This is a genomic window from Sphingomonas oligophenolica, assembly GCF_006438955.1.
Classification (GTDB): domain Bacteria; phylum Pseudomonadota; class Alphaproteobacteria; order Sphingomonadales; family Sphingomonadaceae; genus Sphingomonas; species Sphingomonas oligophenolica_A.
Genome location: NZ_RCZK01000009.1, coordinates 80710 through 97731, shown reverse-complemented (window position 1 = coordinate 97731; position 17022 = coordinate 80710). Strand labels below are relative to the sequence as shown.

19 protein-coding genes are annotated in these 17022 nt (G+C 67.1%); 7 read left to right on the top strand and 12 right to left on the bottom strand.

The features are described 5' to 3' along the window. The coding region (locus EAH84_RS11925; protein ID WP_140869304.1) for a transposase at positions 1–213 on the bottom strand (213 nt) is incomplete at its 3' end. 1358 nt (positions 214–1571) lie between these two features. Between EAH84_RS11925 and EAH84_RS11920 the strand changes: the two genes are divergently transcribed. After that, positions 1572–2963 (top strand): DEAD/DEAH box helicase, encoded by a 1392-nt coding sequence (locus EAH84_RS11920; RefSeq protein ID WP_140872234.1) that lies wholly within the window; start codon positions 1572–1574, stop codon positions 2961–2963. Between the two features lie 110 nt (positions 2964–3073). Here EAH84_RS11920 and EAH84_RS11915 read toward each other — a convergent pair whose 3' ends face one another. Further along, positions 3074–3733, bottom strand: a complete 660-nt coding sequence (locus EAH84_RS11915) for a nitroreductase (RefSeq protein WP_425326457.1) — start codon at positions 3731–3733, stop codon at positions 3074–3076. A 66-nt stretch (positions 3734–3799) separates the two neighbouring features. Between EAH84_RS11915 and EAH84_RS11910 the strand changes: the two genes are divergently transcribed. The 3 genes from EAH84_RS11910 (at position 3800) to EAH84_RS11900 (ending at position 6447) form a co-directional block, all read left to right on the top strand. Further along, positions 3800–4969 carry an acetyl-CoA C-acetyltransferase gene (locus EAH84_RS11910; protein ID WP_140872230.1) on the top strand — a complete coding sequence of 390 codons (1170 nt, stop codon included), beginning with the start codon at positions 3800–3802 and terminating at the stop codon, positions 4967–4969. 106 nt (positions 4970–5075) lie between these two features. Further along, positions 5076–5858 carry an SDR family NAD(P)-dependent oxidoreductase gene (locus tag EAH84_RS11905; protein WP_140872228.1) on the top strand — a complete coding sequence of 261 codons (783 nt, stop codon included), beginning with the start codon at positions 5076–5078 and terminating at the stop codon, positions 5856–5858. 151 nt (positions 5859–6009) lie between these two features. After that, positions 6010–6447, top strand: coding sequence for an acyl-CoA thioesterase (locus tag EAH84_RS11900; RefSeq protein ID WP_140872227.1), 438 nt, complete (start codon positions 6010–6012; stop codon positions 6445–6447). A 4-nt stretch (positions 6448–6451) separates the two neighbouring features. On the opposite strand, the gene EAH84_RS11895 is transcribed toward EAH84_RS11900, so the two are convergent. Genes EAH84_RS11895 through EAH84_RS11885 form a run of 3 tightly spaced genes read right to left on the bottom strand, consistent with a single transcriptional unit; the run spans position 6452 to position 8194 of the window. Further along, entirely contained in the window at positions 6452–7150 is a 699-nt protein-coding gene (locus EAH84_RS11895) for an NAD-dependent deacylase (protein ID WP_140872226.1), read from the bottom strand. A 4-nt stretch (positions 7151–7154) separates the two neighbouring features. Then, a complete protein-coding gene (locus EAH84_RS11890) occupies positions 7155–7520 on the bottom strand; it encodes a hypothetical protein (RefSeq protein WP_140872225.1) in 366 nt (121 codons plus the stop codon). Then, positions 7517–8194: an EI24 domain-containing protein gene (locus EAH84_RS11885; protein ID WP_140872223.1), complete on the bottom strand. Its 678-nt coding sequence runs from the start codon at positions 8192–8194 to the stop codon at positions 7517–7519. Before EAH84_RS11885 ends, EAH84_RS11890 begins: the two co-directional genes overlap by 4 nt. 116 nt (positions 8195–8310) lie before the next feature. Here EAH84_RS11885 and EAH84_RS11880 point away from each other — a divergent pair, with 116 nt between their 5' ends. After that, entirely contained in the window at positions 8311–9309 is a 999-nt protein-coding gene (locus EAH84_RS11880; protein ID WP_140872221.1) for an adenosine kinase, read from the top strand. A 213-nt stretch (positions 9310–9522) separates the two neighbouring features. Here EAH84_RS11880 and EAH84_RS11875 read toward each other — a convergent pair whose 3' ends face one another. The 7 genes from EAH84_RS11875 to hisB form a co-directional block, all read right to left on the bottom strand. Then, complete coding sequence (locus EAH84_RS11875) at positions 9523–11097, bottom strand: amino acid permease (RefSeq protein ID WP_140872219.1); 1575 nt, start codon at positions 11095–11097, stop codon at positions 9523–9525. A gap of 96 nt (positions 11098–11193) precedes the next feature. After that, positions 11194–11571, bottom strand: a complete 378-nt coding sequence (locus EAH84_RS11870) for a histidine triad nucleotide-binding protein (protein WP_140872217.1) — start codon at positions 11569–11571, stop codon at positions 11194–11196. Further along, entirely contained in the window at positions 11571–11897 is a 327-nt protein-coding gene (locus tag EAH84_RS11865) for a phosphoribosyl-ATP diphosphatase (protein WP_140872215.1), read from the bottom strand. The genes EAH84_RS11870 and EAH84_RS11865 overlap by 1 nt, the downstream gene beginning before the upstream one ends. A gap of 31 nt (positions 11898–11928) precedes the next feature. Next, complete coding sequence (gene hisF / locus EAH84_RS11860) at positions 11929–12699, bottom strand: imidazole glycerol phosphate synthase subunit HisF (RefSeq protein ID WP_140872213.1); 771 nt, start codon at positions 12697–12699, stop codon at positions 11929–11931. Positions 12700–12928: 229 nt separating this feature from the next. Next, entirely contained in the window at positions 12929–13681 is a 753-nt protein-coding gene (gene hisA, locus EAH84_RS11855; RefSeq protein ID WP_140872211.1) for a 1-(5-phosphoribosyl)-5-[(5-phosphoribosylamino)methylideneamino]imidazole-4-carboxamide isomerase, read from the bottom strand. Next, a complete protein-coding gene (gene hisH, locus EAH84_RS11850) occupies positions 13669–14286 on the bottom strand; it encodes an imidazole glycerol phosphate synthase subunit HisH (RefSeq protein WP_140872209.1) in 618 nt (205 codons plus the stop codon). The genes hisA and hisH overlap by 13 nt, the downstream gene beginning before the upstream one ends. Further along, positions 14283–14870: an imidazoleglycerol-phosphate dehydratase HisB gene (gene hisB / locus EAH84_RS11845; RefSeq protein ID WP_140872207.1), complete on the bottom strand. Its 588-nt coding sequence runs from the start codon at positions 14868–14870 to the stop codon at positions 14283–14285. The genes hisH and hisB overlap by 4 nt, the downstream gene beginning before the upstream one ends. Before the next feature lie 75 nt (positions 14871–14945). Between hisB and EAH84_RS11840 the strand changes: the two genes are divergently transcribed. Both EAH84_RS11840 and fumC read left to right on the top strand, forming a co-directional pair. Continuing rightward, positions 14946–15431 (top strand): SspB family protein, encoded by a 486-nt coding sequence (locus EAH84_RS11840; RefSeq protein ID WP_140872245.1) that lies wholly within the window; start codon positions 14946–14948, stop codon positions 15429–15431. A 187-nt stretch (positions 15432–15618) separates the two neighbouring features. Further along, positions 15619–17010, top strand: a complete 1392-nt coding sequence (fumC, locus tag EAH84_RS11835; RefSeq protein WP_140872205.1) for a class II fumarate hydratase — start codon at positions 15619–15621, stop codon at positions 17008–17010. The last annotated feature ends 12 nt before the right edge of the window (positions 17011–17022 follow it).

Sequence of the window (17022 nt, the reverse complement as noted above, 5' to 3'; positions counted from 1 at the left end):
AGTCACGTCGATCGCCGGTTCGCTCGCGGCCGGCTCCGATCCGAATACGTCCGCCGCGCCCTCCAGCAGCCGGGATCGCCACTGGTTGATGAGGTTTGGATGCACGTCATACTGCTGCGCCAACTCGGCCAGCGTCTTCTCACCCTTTACGGCAGCCAGAGCTACCTTGGCCTTAAACGCCGGGCTGTGATTCCGGCGGGGTCGCTTGCTCATCTTGCCTCCTGGGGCGGCCAACATGGCCGCGGTCAGATCGGCAATCCACTTATCCCCGCTGTTCAGATTTCCCGAGCCACCTCTCGCGGTCGCGGTCCCACGGCGCGGATCGTCGAAATCGAGCTGGTAGAGATTCTGCGGCAGCCCGCCGGTCGCGCCGAACAGGAACAGGTCGATGTCGTCAAGCGAGCCCAGCAGGCCGACGTAATTTTCGGCGGCGCGACGGCGGAAGTCGATCCCGCCGACCCCGCCGGTGTTGCCGACGCCGTTGTTGCCATAGCCATATTCGGCGACATGATAGCCGGTGCCGGTGGTGTCATTGATCGCGTTCGGCACGGGGAGCGCGGAAAACAGGACTGCCCAGGTCGGCACGTTGGTCGCAGGGGTATCGAGCGAGGCAAGCGCCACGTCGCCCTGGAGGAAGTTGCCGCCGACGCCCAGCTTCGTCGAATCGGGATTATAGAGAACCTGGTTGAAGTTGTAGAGATAGTTGGCCTTGTTGGTCTGGTATTTGAGCGCGCCGTTCAGCCACTGGCCGAACGCCGAATTGCCCGCCACGTTGTTGTTCGCGGCAAAGCCGAACGCGATCGGGACGCCGCCTTGCTGCGCGCCGTACGCCCAGGGGTCGCGAAACCCGGTGCTGTTGGCGTTCTCGTTGACGCAATGCGCGGCGAACAACACGGTTCGCGGGTTGATCAGCGTGCCGGTGCACAGGCCGATAAAGCCATTCTGCTGGTCGACGACCATCTGGCCGACGCCATTGACGCCGTTCGGCCCCGAGGTATCGCGTGCGGTCGTGGGCGTGCCCGGCTGGGCGATGACGATCGTGGGATCCTGGATGCTGCCCGCAGGTGCGCTGCCGCCGCCCTGCGCCGAATTGATCATGCCGGTGGGGGCTTCCTGCGCCGCCGCAATGCCAGGGAGCGCGACGAGCGCGGTGGTGGCGAGCAGCGCGCGGCGCGCTACGCCTCGAATCGACGTGGTGATCACTTGACAGAAACTCCCCGATTTTCCGCGATCTGCGGTTATTCGGCGACTGTATTTGAGATTGCTTGCCAGTCAATCGCCTTTTCACCGCGTCGTCATCGTTGTTACTTGAAACATTATTTGGTGTGACAAAAGGCCAACACACCATTCGCGGTGGGCAGCGCAGCGCGGATTGACTTTTGCGATGCAACACGCCACATGGCCGCTATCGAGGCGTCATGCAGCGTGATCGGACGGCGGGATACATCCGCGGTCCAGCTCCGCCTCGGTCGTTTTTAACGGGCTTCCCTTTTCACGCGGGGTGTCAATCACCACCGCCCCTCGTGCGCCGATTCCGTGCGACCGAGCCCGGCCTTATTGAAAGAATACCCATGTCCTTTTCGCATCTTGGCCTCGCCGAGCCGCTCGTCCGCGCGCTCGAAGCCAAAGGCTATACGCAGCCGACCCCGATCCAGACGCAGTCGATCCCGACGCTGCTCGAAGGCCGCGACCTGCTCGGCATCGCGCAGACCGGCACCGGCAAGACCGCCGCGTTCGTGCTGCCGTCGATCCAGCGGATGGTCGAGGCGCAGAAGCGCGTCCTGCCGACGCATTGCCGCATGCTCGTCCTTGCGCCGACCCGCGAACTCGCCAGCCAGATCGCCGATAGCGCGCGTGGCTATGGCCAGTTTTCGAAGATGTCGGTCGCGACGGTGTTCGGCGGCACCAGCATCAACAAGAACAGGCAGGACCTGTCGCGCGGCGTCGACATTCTCGTCGCGACGCCGGGGCGGTTGATCGACCTGATCGAACAGGGCTATTGCAACCTGTCGATGATCGAAATCCTTGTCCTCGACGAAGCCGACCAGATGATGGACCTTGGCTTCATCCATGCGCTCAAGAAAATCGTGCGGATGGTCCCGCGCAAGCGTCAGACCTTGTTCTTCTCGGCGACGATGCCGACCTCGATCCGCGAACTGGCGGGGCAGTTCCTCAACGATCCCATCACCGTGTCGATCAAACCCGCGGCGACCACCGCCGAGCGCGTCGACCAGTATGTCACTTTCGTCAACCAGGGCGAGAAGCAGGCGCTGCTGACGATCACGCTGGGCGACCCCGCGATCGACCGCGCGCTGGTGTTCACCCGCACCAAGCACGGCGCCGACCGCGTCGTGAAGCTGCTCGCGGGGAACGGCATCGCCAGCAACGCGATCCACGGCAACAAAAGCCAGCCGCAGCGCGAACGCGCGCTGGCCGCGTTCAAATCGGGGCAGGTCAAGGTGCTGGTCGCGACCGATATCGCCGCGCGCGGGATCGATGTCTCGGGCGTCAGCCACGTCATCAACTTCGAGTTGCCCAACGTCGCCGAGCAATATGTCCACCGCATCGGGCGGACGGCGCGCGCGGGCGCTAGCGGCATCGCGGTCGCATTCTGCGCCGATGACGAGAAGCCGTACCTGCGCGATATCGAGCGGCTGACGCGGCAGAAGATCACGGTCACCCCGCTGCCCGAAGACTTCCTCGCGCAGGCTAACAAGATCAAGCAGACCCGCACCAACGCGATCGGTGCAGACCCTGCGCCGCGCGAAGATCGTCCGCGTCAGCAGCGTGGGCCTGCGCGTCCGCGCGCGACGCATGCGCCGACCGCGACCAACGGCCGCAGTTATGCGGGCGCGAGCCGCGGCGGGCGTCCCGCTGGTGGCGGTGGCGGCGGCGGCGGTCGTGGTCGCGGCGGCGGCGGTGGCGGTCAGGGCCGCAGCGGCGGATCGTCGGCGGCACGGTAATACTGTTCCCCGGCGCAGTCCGGGGTCCAGTCCTGTCAAAATCGACGCGCGATAGCGCGGCTGTCGACGCTTCGCGTCGAGACTGTTCCCCGGCCTTCGCCGGGGAACAGTTAGTCCTTCACCGTCAACCATTCCTTTGCCGGAGCCCGCGGCGCGCGTAGCGTGTTCGCGGGCTCGGTCGTGTCCTCGTACCCGATCGCCACGCCGCAGAAGAGCATCCGTTCGGGGGGCGTGCCGAGAAACGTTTCGACCGTGTCGGGGTACACCGCCCAGCATTCCTGCGGGCACGTTGCCAGCCCCGCCTCGACCGCAAGCAACATCAAATTCTGCAGATACATGCCGCAATCGGCCCATTGCGGTGGCCCCATCCGGCGGTCGACGGTGCAGAAATAGGCAGCGGGCGCGCCGAAGAACTGAAAATTGCGCGCGAACCAGCTTTTGCGCGCAGCCTTGTCGGCGCGCGGGATGCCGAGCGCGCCGTACAGTGCTTCGCCGATCCCGAAGGTGCGCGCCCTGGCCGCGTCGGTCATGTCCCTGGGGTAGATGTCATAACCCGGCGTCTCGGTCTCGCCACGCGCGATCTTGCCGCGCATGATCGCCTTCAACTCTGCCATCGCGGCGCCCTGGACGATGTCGATATGCCACGGCTGGATATTGCCCCCGGTCGCCGCGCGCGCCGCCTTCAGCGCCAGATCGCGGAGCTGGTCTGGGTCGACCGCCCGGTCGAGAAACCCGCGCACCGATCGGCGCGCCGCGATCGCGTCACTCACTTGCACTGGCGAACCCCTTTGGCCTAACGAGGCGGGCAAGATAACATCTGTTATGGAGAGAGGGAAATGCCCGAAGCGTATATCGTCGAAGCGGTCCGCACCGCCGGTGGACGCCGCGGCGGGCGGCTCGCGGGGTGGCATCCCGCCGATCTGGCCGCCGAAACGCTCGACGCGATCGTCGCGCGCTCGGGGATCGACCCCGCCGCGGTGGAGGACGTCATCATGGGTTGCGTCAGCCAGGGCGGCGAGCAGGGGTTCCAGATCGGGCGCGGCGCGGTGCTCGCCTCGACATTGCCGACCAGCGTTCCCGCGGTGACGATCGATCGCCAGTGCGGGTCGTCGCAACAGGCGATCCAGTTCGCGGCGCAGGCGGTGATGAGCGGCACGCAGGACGTCGTGATCGCGAGCGGGGTCGAATCGATGACCCGCGTGCCGATGGGATCGACGGGGATGTTGTTCGCGCAGGCGGGGCTCGGCAAGGCCAAGTCGCCGCGGCAGGAGGAACGCTTTCCCGGCATCCAGTTCAGCCAGTTCATGGGCGCCGAGATGATCGCGGACAAATGGGGGTTCAGCCGCGCCGATTGCGACGCGTTCGCGCTCGAAAGCCATCGCCGCGCCGCCGCCGCGACCGAACGCGGCGATTTCAGCCAGGAGATCGTCGGGGTCGAGATCGAGACGCCCGAGGGCATGGTCTGCCACGACCGGGACGAAGGCATCCGCTTCGACGCGACGATGGACTCGATCGGATCGGTCAAGCTCTTGAAGGAGGGCGGGGTGATCTCCGCCGCCAACGCCAGCCAGATCTGCGATGGCGCAAGCGCGGTGCTGGTGGTGAGCGCGCGCGCGCTCAAGGAGCATGGACTGACGCCGCTGGCGCGGATCCATAATCTGACCGTCACCGGCGGCGATCCCGTCGTGATGCTCGAAGAACCGCTGTTCGCGACCGACAAGGCGCTGAAGCGCGCGGGGATGCGGATCGACGACATCGATCTGTACGAAGTCAACGAGGCGTTCGCGCCCGTCCCGCTGGCGTGGCTCAAGCATGTCGGTGGGGATCACGCCAAACTCAACGTCAACGGCGGCGCGATCGCGCTCGGGCATCCGCTCGGCGCGAGCGGCACGAAGCTGATGGCGACATTGGTCCACGCGCTGCACCAGCGCGGCGGGCGTTATGGACTGCAGACGATGTGCGAAGGCGGCGGGATCGCCAACGTTACGATCGTGGAGCGGCTTTAACAGCAAACCGTCACCCCAACGAAGGCTGGGGTCTCGAGCCCAAGCGTCGCGCATCAGCCTCATGAGATCCCAGCCTTCGCTGGGATGACGATATAGGAGAAACCCCATGAAACTTACCAACACCATTGCCGCGGTTGTCACCGGCGGCGCCTCGGGCCTCGGCGAGGCCACCGCGCGCGCGCTCGCCGCCAAGGGCGCGAAGGTCGCGATCTTCGATCTTCAGGCCGAGAAGGGCGAGGCGGTCGCCAAGGACATCGGCGGCGTATTCTGCGAAGTGAATGTGACGAGCGACGAGAGCGTCGACGCGGGCTTCGCCAAGGCACGCGCGGCGCATGGCCAGGAATCGGTGCTGGTCTGCTGCGCGGGCACCGGCAACGCGATGAAGACCGCGAGCCGATCGAAGGAAGACGGCAGCATCAAGCATTTCAGCCTCGAGGCGTTCAACTGGCTCATCCAGATCAATCTGGTCGGCACGTTCCGCTGCGTCGCCAAATCGGCGGCGGGGATGCTGACGCTCGCCGCGGGCGACGACGGCGAACGCGGCGCGATCGTGATGACCGCGAGCGTCGCCGCGGAGGACGGCCAGATGGGGCAGGCGGCGTATTCGGCATCGAAGGGCGGGGTCGTCGGCATGACGCTACCGATCGCGCGCGATCTGATGAGCGAGGGCATCCGCATCAACACGATCCTGCCCGGCATCTTCAACACGCCGTTGATGCAGGGCGCGCCGCAGCAGGTGAAGGACAACCTCGCCGCCTCGGTGCCGTTCCCCAAGCGACTCGGCAATGCGCCCGAATATGCGAACCTGGCGCTGACGATGATCGAGAACGGCTATTTCAACGGCGAGGACGTCCGGCTGGACGGCGCGATCCGGATGGCGCCACGATAATCGACATTCCTCCCCGCTTACGGGGAGGGGGACCAGCGCAGCTGGTGGAGGGGGCAGGCGGCAGACGACACGGTTCGAAACCGGCCCGCCCCTCCGTCACGCCTTCGGCGCGCGCCACCTCCCCGCGTGCGGGGAGGAATAGGAGGAAACCATGACCCGTCCCGCGCTCTGGCGGCTCGACGCTGCCGCCTATCCGGTCACGCAGGAGATCGGCACGCGCTATCAGGATCTCGATACCAATGGGCACTTGAACAATGTCGCGTTCGCGTCGCTGTTCGAGAGCGCGCGCGTCCGGATCAATCGTGCGACGCGATCGGAGGGCGGTCGCCCCGCCAACGAGCGCACGATGGTCGCGAGCGTCGCGATCGCCTATCTGGCTGAGGGCAATTTCCCCGATCCCGTTACCGTCACCTCGGGAATCGGGCGGATCGGCACGTCGAGCTGGACGATCGAACAGGCGATGTTCCAGCAGGGTCGCTGCATCGCGACCTGCGACACCGTCGTCGTCTGCCGCACCGACGACCAGGCCAAGCCGCTCCGCGTCGACCTGCGCGCCGAACTCGAAACCCGGATGACGCGGGGGGAATAGCGGATCAGGCGAGCAGGCTGTTGACCCATGCCGGTACGAGCGCGCTCGCCGCGCCGATCCGTGTCTGCGCAAAGAAATAGCTCCCCGCCGATGGCTCGAGGTTGAGCTCGAGCGTGTCGGCGCGCCCATGCCGCGCGGTCTGGACGAAGCCGGCGGCGGGATAGACCGCCCCCGATGTGCCGATCGACACGAACAGATCGGCGTCGGCCAGCGCCGCTTCGATCCGCTCCATCTGGTACGGCATTTCGCCGAAGAACACGATGTCGGGGCGCAACGCCGGGGCTCCGCACGCCGCGCACACGCTCCCCGGCGGCAGATCGCCCGTATGGGCGCGCCGTTTGCTGCACGCCGCGCACAGCGCCGAGCGCAGTTCGCCGTGGATGTGGAGCAGGCGTGTCGCGCCCGCGCGCTCGTGCAGGTCGTCGACATTCTGCGTCACGATCAGCAGCTCGCCCGGCCATGCGGCATCGAGCCGCCCCAGCGCGCGATGCGCCGCATTGGGCGCGACCGTATCGAGCGCCGCGCGCCGCGCGTCGTAGAACCGGTGCACCAGTGCGGGATCGCGGTGCAGCGCCTCGGGCGTGCAGACATCCTCGACCCGATGTCCTTCCCACAAGCCGCCGGGGCCGCGGAATGTCGCGAGCCCGCTCTCGGCCGAAATGCCCGCGCCGGTCAGGACGACGATATTCTCGACCGGGCGCATGCGGCTATTTCCCGCCGCCGCGGCGGACCAGTGCGGCGACGCAGCTTGCGCGGTCGATCGTGCTGCCGTCGGGTTCGCGCGCGTCGAGATAGGTGACGACGGGTTCGCTGTTCCCCTTGGGGTAGAGATACGCGTCGAGCACGCAGATCGGACCCTGAAACTGGAGTTTGCGCGCGGTGTTTTCGCGGACGTCGGCGTCGGGCGGGCCGAACAGCCGGGTCAGCCCCGCTGCGTCCTGCCCGATCACGCGTTCGAGCCCGACACCGCTATACGGTATCACGGTGCGCCCGACCGCAGGCCCGGTGGTCGAAGGGACGGCGCAGCCCGCCAGGCTGAACCCGAGCAATCCCGCCGCGATCAGTCGCTTCATGCCTTACCCCTGTGGAACAGATGCGTCGCCATCGCCGCGCCGATGATCGGCGCGAGGAGGTTGACGAGGGGAACCACGAGCAGCGCGGTCACCGCAACCCCCAGCAGCATCCGTTCGCCCCGTTTCGTCCTGGCCAGCGGGCGGAGTGCCGCAGCGGGGACGTGGCGCGCGGCGGCCATGTCGCCGAGGTCGCGCCCGAGCAGCCAGCCGTTGACGAGGAGGAACGCGATCGGGGTGCCGACCCCGGTCAGGATCAGGACGAGATAGACGGGCAGCATCGCGAGGTTGGCGAGGATCGCGCGCATCGCCGATCCCGCCCCCATCCGTAGCGACGCCGCGACGCCGATCGGGTGCGCGCGGGCGAGCGCGGCGGGATAATATTTCGCCTCGACCGCGGCAACGACCTCGTCGGCGAACAAGCCGATCACCGCGATCGCGACGATCCGAAACGTCAACCACGCGATGCCGACGCCGATGACGAGCGTCGCGATCGCGACGATCCCGACGCCGTCGCGCTGCCCGCTCGCCCAGGTCATCGCCGCATCGAGCGCGACGTACAGCCCGACGCCCAGCGCGGCGAAGGTCGCCAGCGTCAGCCCTAGCGACTTCGCCAGGACCGCGAGGATCGCGCGATCGCCGAGCTGGCGGATCGACAGGAGAAAGGCGGCAATCATCGCGCCAGCGTCGGCGAGGTGCGCGCGCGCGTCAATCTCCGATCGGACGCAGGGCTCGCCTGCGGAGGCGAAGCGCGATAGGGCGCGCGCATTCTTCCTTCTCCGGAGCCATGACTTTGACCGCACCTACCTATGACGTCGTCGCGATCGGCAATGCCATCGTCGACATCCTCAGCTCCGCCGACGACGGGTTCATCGCCGCCAACGGCATGACCAAGGGCGCGATGCAGCTGATCTTCTCGCCCGAGGACGCCGGCGCGCTCTATGCCAAGATGGGGCCAGGGCAGGAGATTTCGGGTGGGTCCGCGGCGAACACTATCGCGGGGATGGCGACGCTCGGCGGCAAGTGCGCCTTCATCGGCCAGGTCGCCGACGATCAATTGGGCGAAGTCTTCGCGCACGACATCCGCGCGTGCGGCATCCGTTTCGACACTGCGGCGCGCAGCGGTGCGCCGACGACCGGGCGCTGCCTGATCTTCGTGACCCCCGACGGGCAGCGGACGATGAACACCTTCCTCGGCGCATCGCACTACCTCCCCGCCGAGGCGCTCGACCGCGATCTGATCGCGGACGCGGCGTATCTCTACATCGAGGGCTATCTGTGGGATCCCGAAGAGCCGCGCGCCGCGATGCGCGCCGCGATCGACGTCGCCAAGGCGGCGGGGCGCAAGGTCGCCTTCACCACGTCGGCGGAATTCGTGATCGACCGCCACCGCGCCGATTTCCATGCGCTGATCGATGCCGGGTTGATCGACCTGATGTTCGCCAACGAGGCCGAACTGATGTCGCTGACCGCGACGACCGACGTCGAGACCGCGATCGCGGCGGTCGCACCCAAGGTCGAGACGCTGGTGGTGACGCTGAGCGAACAGGGCGCGCTGGCGATGCGCGGCGGCGAGCGGACGACGGTGGCCGCCGAGCCGATCGACGCAGTGGTCGATACCACGGGGGCAGGGGATTTGTTCGCGGCGGGCTTCCTCTACGGCCAGACCCACGGGCATGACCTCGAAGCGTCGCTGAAATTGGGCGCGATCTGTGCGGCGGAGGTGATCAGCCACGTCGGCGCGCGGCCGATGGCGGACCTCAAGCTGCTGGTGAAGGCTGTGCTGGGCTGATTAAACAAAAATACCACCCCGGCGGAGGCCGGGGCCCAGTTAGGGAACAGCAGTGATCAGCGCTGCGCTTCGTTGCCTCGACCTCCCCAACTGGGCCCCGGCCTTGGGCCCCATCACAGTAATACTTTGATGGGTGCCCTTCGCCGGGGTGGAACGAAAAAAGGGCCGCGGGAGGATGTCCCCCGCGGCCCCTTTTTCATTCAGTGACCCCGATCAATCGGTGCCGGGAATGTCCGGCTTGAGCCCCGGCTCGTCCATCGTGTGGACCTCGACGATGCCCTTGCCGAGATGGCTGCGGCTGCGGCTGTAACCGAAATAGATCACCAGCCCGACCGCGCCCCAGATCGGCAGCACCAGCATCGCGGCGGCGGGCAGGTTGAGGAACAGGAAGATGCAGCCGATGATCGTCGCAGGGCCGACGAGCCACGCCGCCGGCACCGTGAACGCGCGCTTGCGGTCCTTCGCCGTCTTGCGCAGCACCAGCAGCGCGACGCCGACCATCATGAAGGCATAGAGCGTCCCCGCATTGGCGATGTCGGCGAGCTGCCCGACCGGCAGGAACGCCGCCGCGAACGCGACCGCGACCCCGGTGATCGCGGTGACGATGTGCGGGGTCTTCCACTTGGGATGGACCCGGCTCAGCACCTCGGGGAGCAAGCCGTCGCGGCTCATCACGAAGAAGATGCGGGTCTGGCCGAAGATCAGCACCAGGATGACCGAGGGCAACGCCAGGAACGCCGCGACGCCCATGAAATTGCCGATCGTGCTGAACCCGATCATCCGCAGGGTGTGCGCCAGCGCCTCGTTCGAACAGACCAGCGGCAGCTGATCGACAGCGAAGGTCGCGCACTGACGCGCGAGCTCTTCGGAGCCGGCCGGGAAGGGCACGCCGTTCGGCCCCATCACCGGCTGGCCACCGATCGTCCCGATCGCGCCCGCCGCGACGAGCATGTAGAACACGGTACAGAACAACAGCGATCCGATCAGCCCGATCGGCACGTTGCGCTGAGGGTTCTTGGTTTCCTCCGCCGCGGTCGAGACCGCATCGAAGCCGACATAGGCGAAGAAGATCGTCGCCGCCGCGCCGACCGCGCCGATGCCGCTGCCGAAGCCGCCGAAATAGCCCGCGGGCAGGAACGGGTTGAACCGCGCCATGTCGAAATGGCTGCTGGTCAGCGTCAGCGCGACGAACGCGGTGAGCGCGGTGACCTTGATCGCGACCAACACCGCGTTGACCTTGGCGCTCTCCGACGTGCCGATGATCAGCAGCCAGGTGATGAGCAGCGAGATGATGACGGCGGGCAGGTTGATGAACCCGCCCGCGGTGCCGCCCAGCGCCAGCGGTCCGGCGGACAGCCAGACCGGCAAATATACGCCGAAATATTGGTGGAGGATGGTGCCGGTGAAATAGCCCGACCAGCCGACCGCGACCGCGGACGCGGCGACCGCATATTCGAGGATCAGCGCCCAGCCGACCGTCCAGGCGAGGAATTCGCCCACGGTGGCATAGCTATAGGTGTAGGCCGACCCCGCCACCGGCATCATCGCCGCGATCTCCGCATAGCAGAGCGCCGCGACGATGCAGATCGCGCCGGCAATCGCGAACGCGAGGAGCAGCCCCGGCCCCGCCTTTTGCGCCCCGACCGCGGTCAGGACGAAGATGCCGGTGCCGATGACGCAGCCGATCCCGAACAACATCAGCTGGAACGCGCCGAGCGTCCGGTGCAGCGTCTTGCCTTCGGTGGCGTTGAGGATGGCGTCGATTGGCTTGACGCGCCCGAATATCATGAACTGGTTCCCCCGGGGAAGTTGGCCCGCGCGTTCGCGGTAAACCGGGGAACCTAACCGCAAATCGAGGGTGCGCAATCCCTTAAGTGACCTCGATCAACCCGCCAGCATCGGCCCCAACCGCCTGCCGGCAAAGATGTGGACGTGGAGGTGGGGCACTTCCTGCCCCGATTGCGCACCGGTATTGGCGAGCAGCCGATACCCCGGCGCGACCAGCCCCGCGTCACGCGCCACCGTGCCCACGGCGCGGATGAATCCGGCGATCTCGGCGTCGGAGGCGCGCGCGGAAAAATCGTCCCACGACACATAGGACCCTCGCGGGATCACGAGGATGTGGGTCGGCGCGACGGGCGCGATATCGTGGAACGCGATCGCATAATCATCCTCGTAGACGCGGTTCGACGGAATCTCGTCGCGCAGGATTTTGGCGAAGATATTCTGATCGTCATAGGGCTGAGTGGCATCGATCGGCATCAGGCCTTCCCTTCGATCGTGCGCGCCGCCTTTTCGTCATGCCCCGACACACCCTCGCGGCGCGCCAGTTCGGCGCGGACGTCGTCGAGGCTCAGCCCGGCATCCGCGAGCAGGACGATGAGGTGGAAGATCAGGTCCGCCGCTTCGGGGACGATGCTGGCGTCGTCGCCCGAACAGGCCGCGATCACGGTTTCGACGGCTTCCTCGCCCAGTTTCTGCGCGATTTTCGCGCGGCCTGCGGCGGTCAGGCTGGCGACGTAGGAGGTCGCGGGATCGGCGCCGCGGCGCGCGCGGATCGTGGCTTCGAGGCGGTCTAGCGGGTCCATGCCCCTCGACTGACGCGGCGCGCGCGCGGGGTCAATCCTGGAGCGGGGTGCGGACCGGAATCCCCGCGGCGGCGAGCGCGGCATGCGCGTCGGCGATGCTCGCCTCGCCGAAGTGAAAGATCGAGGCCGCGAGGACCGCGCTGGCGTGGCCGTCGCGAATGCCCGCGATCAGGTCGTCGAGCCCGCCGACTCCGCCCGAGGCGACGACGGGAATTTCGACCTGGTCCGCGATCGCGCGGATCAGCGCGAGGTCATAGCCGTCGCGGGTGCCGTCGCGGTCCATCGAGGTGACGAGCAACTCGCCCGCGCCGAGTTCGGCGAGGCGCAGCGCGTGCGCGACCGCGTCGATCCCGGTGGCGCGGCGGCCGCCATGGGTGAAGACTTCCCAATGATCGCCGACGCGGCGCGCGTCGACGCTGGCGACGCAGCACTGGCTGCCGAAGCGTTCGGCGATGTCGGCGACGATCTCGGGGCGTGCCACCGCGGCGGAATTGACCGCGATCTTGTCCGCCCCCGCGAGCAATAGCGCGCGCGCGTCGTCGGCGGTACGGACGCCGCCGCCGACGGTCAGCGGCATGAAGCACACCGCCGCGGTGCGCGCGACGACATCGAGAATGGTGTCGCGGCCTTCATGGCTGGCGCCGATATCGAGGAAGCATAATTCGTCCGCCCCCGCCGCGTCATAGGCGCGCGCCTGCTCGACCGGGTCGCCCGCGTCGATCAGGTCGACGAAGTTGACGCCCTTGACGACTCGGCCATTGGCGACGTCGAGACACGGGATGACGCGGGCGCGAACGGTCATCGTGCGCCTGGATATTGTTCACGCGGAGACGCGGAGACGCGGAGATTTTGGTTCGCGCAGAGGCGCAGAGGACGCAGAGACTGTACCGCGCGCGGCAGCGCGCAGCGGGCGACCAACTTATGTTGATCAAAGACCGCGTACGCGGTCGGGAACGACACCTCTGCGTCCTCTGCGCCTCTGCGCGAAAAACCCCTGACGCCTCCGCGTCTCCGTGTCTCGGCGTGAACCATTATGCGGCCGCGGCGACGTGCAGCGCCGCCGCGAGATCGAGCCGGCCATCGTAGAGCGCGCGGCCGGTGATGACGCCTTCGACGCCCCCCTTCTGGTCATTGGCGCGCGCGTGGAGCGCCAGGACGTGGATTTCGGCGATGCCCTTGACCCCGCCCGATGCGATCACCGGGATGTCCACGCTGCGCGCGAGATCGACCGTCGCCTCGACGTTGCAGCCCTTCAGCATCCCGTCGCGCCCGACATCGGTGAACAGCAGCGCGGCGACCCCCACATCCTCGAACCGGCGCGCGAGATCGACCGCACTGGTGGTCGACACGTCGGCCCAGCCCTTGGTCGCGACCATGCCGTCCCTGGCGTCGACCGCGACGACGATCCCGCCGGGGAAGTCGCGCGCGGCGGCGCGAACGAAATCGGGGTCGTCCAGCGCGGCGGTGCCGATCACGACGCGCGACACGCCGAGGTCGAACCAGCGTTCGACGTTCGCGCGAGTGCGGATGCCGCCGCCGAGCTGGACGTGGCCGGGGAAGCGTTCGACCACCGCGCGCACCGCATCGCCGTTGACGCTGGTCCCTGCGAACGCGCCGTCGAGGTCGACGACGTGGAGGTACTCCGCGCCCTGATCGGCGAAGATCATCGCCTGCGCGGCGGGGTCGTCACCATAGACGGTGGCGCGGGCCATATCGCCCTCGGCGAGGCGGACGACCTGCCCCCCTTTGAGGTCGATCGCGGGAAAGATGATCAGGGACGCCATGCCAAAAACCTTTCGAGCAATGCGAGGCCGTAGCGCTGGCTCTTTTCGGGGTGGAACTGGACGCCGATCATGTTGTCGCGCGCGATCGCGGCGGTGACGGGTCCGGCGTGGTTGGTCGTCGCGATCACGTCGTCGCCCGCGGCATCGTCCTCGAACGCATAGCTGTGGAGGAAATACGCCTCGCCCGGTTCGATCAGCGGGTGGGCGCGGGTCGGGACGACGTCGTTCCAGCCCATGTGCGGGACCTTGGTCGCGATCGTCGCGGGTTCGATCCGGCGGACGCACCCCACGATCCAGCCGAGCCCGTCGTGGATGCCGAGTTCCTCGCCCGCGGTTGCCATCAACTGCATCCCGACACAGATGCCGAGGAAAGGGACGCCGTCGCCCCTGACCCGCCGTTCGAGCGCGGCGATCATGCCGTCGACGCCGCGCAGCGCATCGGCACATGCGCCGAATGCGCCCACGCCGGGGAGTACGATCCGGTCGGCGCGCGCGACCACGTCGGCATCGGCAGTCACTGCCAGATCGTCGCACCCCGCGGTGCGCAGCGCGTTTTCGACCGACCGAAGATTGCCCGCGCCATAATCGATCAGCGCGAGCGTCACAGCATCCCCTTGGTCGAGGGGATCGCGTCGCCCTTGCGCGGATCGATCTCGACCGCGATTCGCAGCGCGCGGGCGAGGCCCTTGAACGCCGCCTCGGCGATGTGGTGGTTGTTCTCGCCGTGGAGCGTTTCGATGTGGAGCGTGATCCCCGCGGCCTGTGCGAAGCTGTGGAACCAGTGCTGGAACAGCTCGGTATCCATCTCGCCCAACCGCTTTTGCGTGAATTCGGTCTTCCACACGAGCCAGGGGCGACCGGAAATGTCGAGCGCGACGCGGGTCAGCGTTTCGTCCATCGGGCTGAGCGCATCGCCATAGCGACGGATGCCGCGTTTGTCGGCGAGCGCCTGCGCGACCGCTTCGCCGATCGCGATACCGGTATCCTCGACGGTGTGGTGCTGGTCGATATGCAGATCGCCCTCGGTCCGCACGTGCAGGTCGATCAGCGAATGCCGCGACAATTGTTCGAGCATGTGATCGAAGAAACCGATTCCGGTCTGGATGTCGTAAATCCCGGTGCCGTCGAGGTCGACGGTGACCGCGATCCGGGTTTCGGCGGTGTTGCGGGTGATCGTGGCGGTGCGCATGGTTTCGATCCCATAGCGCCGCCGGTGTCGCATGCAATCTTGACCGACACCCAAAGCCCGCTACCCAAGGGACATATGACCGATGGACTGCCCGATAGCCTGATCCCCTATGACGAGATCGTTCAGGAAGCGCTGCGCGCCGTCGTCGGGCGGGTGCTGACGACGATTGCCGAATCGGGTGGGCTGCCCGGCGAGCATCATTTCTACATCACCTTCAAGACGCAGGCGCCCGGGGTCGACATCCCGCAGCGGTTGATCGAGCGGTTTCCCGACGAGATGACGATCGTCCTGCAGAACCGCTATTGGGACTTGCTGGTCGACGACGAGCGGTTCTCGGTGGGGCTGTCGTTCAACCAGGTGTCGTCGAAGCTGGTGATTCCCTATTCGGCGATCACCGGATTCCACGATCCCGCGGTGAATTTCGAACTCCGCTTCCAGGCGCAGGATGGCCCTGACGATGGCCCCGACCCGCATGATTCGGCGGAAAACGACGGCCCGACCGCGGTACCGGTCGAGGATGGCTCGAACGTCGTCGCGGTGGATTTCAAAAGGAAGAAATAGGGAACGAGCTGGATAGCGTCAGCTATGCAGCGGTCGCGATCGCGACGCGAACCGTCGGCCGGGCTCGGCAAAGCCGAGCTTCGACGTCACGGGATTCATTCCCGTGGCGGCGGCGCTATCTCACCATGTTATCGTGAGCGGCGCGATGGATGCCGGAACAAGTCCGGCATGACGGAGTAGGTTCCAGATGACCGACACCCGCACCGAAACCGATTCGCTCGGGGCCATCGAGGTTCCCGCCGCCGCCTATTGGGGTGCGCAGACGCAGCGCTCGATCGCCAATTTCCCGTTCGGCGCGCGCGAGTCGATGCCGATCGAGATCGTCCACGCTCTCGCGCTGGTCAAACAGGCCGCGGCGCGGGTCAATCGCCAGCACGGGCTCGGTGCGGACAAGGCCGCTGCGATCGAGGCCGCCGCCGCCGAGATCGTCGCGGGCACGCTCGACGACCAGTTCCCGCTCGTCATCTGGCAGACCGGCAGCGGCACTCAGTCGAACATGAACGTCAACGAGGTGATCGCGGGCCGCGCCAATGAGATGCTGACCGGCACCCGCGGCGGCAAATCGCCGGTCCATCCCAATGACGACGTCAACCGCGGGCAATCGTCGAACGACAGTTTCCCGACCGCGCTCCACGTCGCCGCCGCGCTTGCGACGACGCGGCGGATGATCCCCGCGCTCGACCGGCTGACCGCGGCGCTGCTCGCCAAGGCGGAGGCGTGGGACGACATCGTCAAGATCGGCCGGACGCATCTTCAGGACGCGACCCCGCTGACGCTGGGGCAGGAATTTTCGGGCTATTACGCGCAGTTGCGCCTTGCCAAGACCCGGCTGATGCCGCTGGTCGAGCATGGCCTCGCGCGGCTGGCGCAGGGCGGCACCGCGGTCGGCACCGGGCTCAACGCGCCGCCGGGGTTTGGCGAGGATATCGCCGCCGAACTGACCCGGCTCACCGGATTCGCATTCGCGACCGCGCCGAACAAATTCGAGGCGCTGGCGTCGAACGACACGCTGGTCGATTTCTCGGGGCGGCTCAACACGCTCGCGGTCGCGCTGACCAAGATCGCCAACGACATCCGACTGCTCGGCTCTGGCCCGCGATCGGGACTGGGCGAACTCGATCTGCCCGCCAACGAACCCGGCAGCTCGATCATGCCCGGCAAGGTCAACCCGACGCAGTGCGAGATGCTGACGATGGTCGCCGCGCAGGTGATCGGCAACCACGCCGCGATCACCGTCGGTGGGCTGCAGGGGCATCTGGAACTCAACGTCTTCAAGCCGTTGATCGGGGCGGCGGTGTTGCGGTCGATCGATCTGCTCAGCACCGCGATGGAATCGTTCGCGGAACGCTGTGTCGGGGGGCTCGAACCCAACCGCGCGCGGATCGCCGAGCTGGTCGACCGGTCGCTGATGCTGGTCACCGCGCTCGCGCCAACGATCGGCTACGACAATGCCGCCAAGATCGCCAAGCACGCGCACGAGACGGGTCAGACGCTGCGCGAAGCCGCGCTCGAGCTTGGGCTGGTCGATGCCGACACGTTCGATGTGACGGTTCGCCCCGCAACCATGGTCGGTCGCTGAGCGGCGGAACCC

What these genes read in the sequence shown, in the direction of transcription:
- EAH84_RS11920 (WP_140872234.1), top strand. Translation starts at nt 1,572, where the DNA reads ATGTCCTTTTCGCATCTTGGCCTCGCCGAGCCGCTCGTCCGCGCGCTC.
- EAH84_RS11910 (WP_140872230.1), top strand. Translation starts at nt 3,800, where the DNA reads ATGCCCGAAGCGTATATCGTCGAAGCGGTCCGCACCGCCGGTGGACGC.
- EAH84_RS11905 (WP_140872228.1), top strand. Translation starts at nt 5,076, where the DNA reads ATGAAACTTACCAACACCATTGCCGCGGTTGTCACCGGCGGCGCCTCG.
- EAH84_RS11900 (WP_140872227.1), top strand. Translation starts at nt 6,010, where the DNA reads ATGACCCGTCCCGCGCTCTGGCGGCTCGACGCTGCCGCCTATCCGGTC.
- EAH84_RS11895 (WP_140872226.1), bottom strand. Translation starts at nt 7,150, where the DNA reads ATGCGCCCGGTCGAGAATATCGTCGTCCTGACCGGCGCGGGCATTTCG.
- EAH84_RS11890 (WP_140872225.1), bottom strand. Translation starts at nt 7,520, where the DNA reads ATGAAGCGACTGATCGCGGCGGGATTGCTCGGGTTCAGCCTGGCGGGC.
- EAH84_RS11885 (WP_140872223.1), bottom strand. Translation starts at nt 8,194, where the DNA reads ATGATTGCCGCCTTTCTCCTGTCGATCCGCCAGCTCGGCGATCGCGCG.
- EAH84_RS11875 (WP_140872219.1), bottom strand. Translation starts at nt 11,097, where the DNA reads ATGATATTCGGGCGCGTCAAGCCAATCGACGCCATCCTCAACGCCACC.
- EAH84_RS11870 (WP_140872217.1), bottom strand. Translation starts at nt 11,571, where the DNA reads ATGCCGATCGATGCCACTCAGCCCTATGACGATCAGAATATCTTCGCC.
- EAH84_RS11865 (WP_140872215.1), bottom strand. Translation starts at nt 11,897, where the DNA reads ATGGACCCGCTAGACCGCCTCGAAGCCACGATCCGCGCGCGCCGCGGC.
- hisF (WP_140872213.1), bottom strand. Translation starts at nt 12,699, where the DNA reads ATGACCGTTCGCGCCCGCGTCATCCCGTGTCTCGACGTCGCCAATGGC.
- hisA (WP_140872211.1), bottom strand. Translation starts at nt 13,681, where the DNA reads ATGGCGTCCCTGATCATCTTTCCCGCGATCGACCTCAAAGGGGGGCAG.
- hisB (WP_140872207.1), bottom strand. Translation starts at nt 14,870, where the DNA reads ATGCGCACCGCCACGATCACCCGCAACACCGCCGAAACCCGGATCGCG.
- EAH84_RS11840 (WP_140872245.1), top strand. Translation starts at nt 14,946, where the DNA reads ATGACCGATGGACTGCCCGATAGCCTGATCCCCTATGACGAGATCGTT.
- fumC (WP_140872205.1), top strand. Translation starts at nt 15,619, where the DNA reads ATGACCGACACCCGCACCGAAACCGATTCGCTCGGGGCCATCGAGGTT.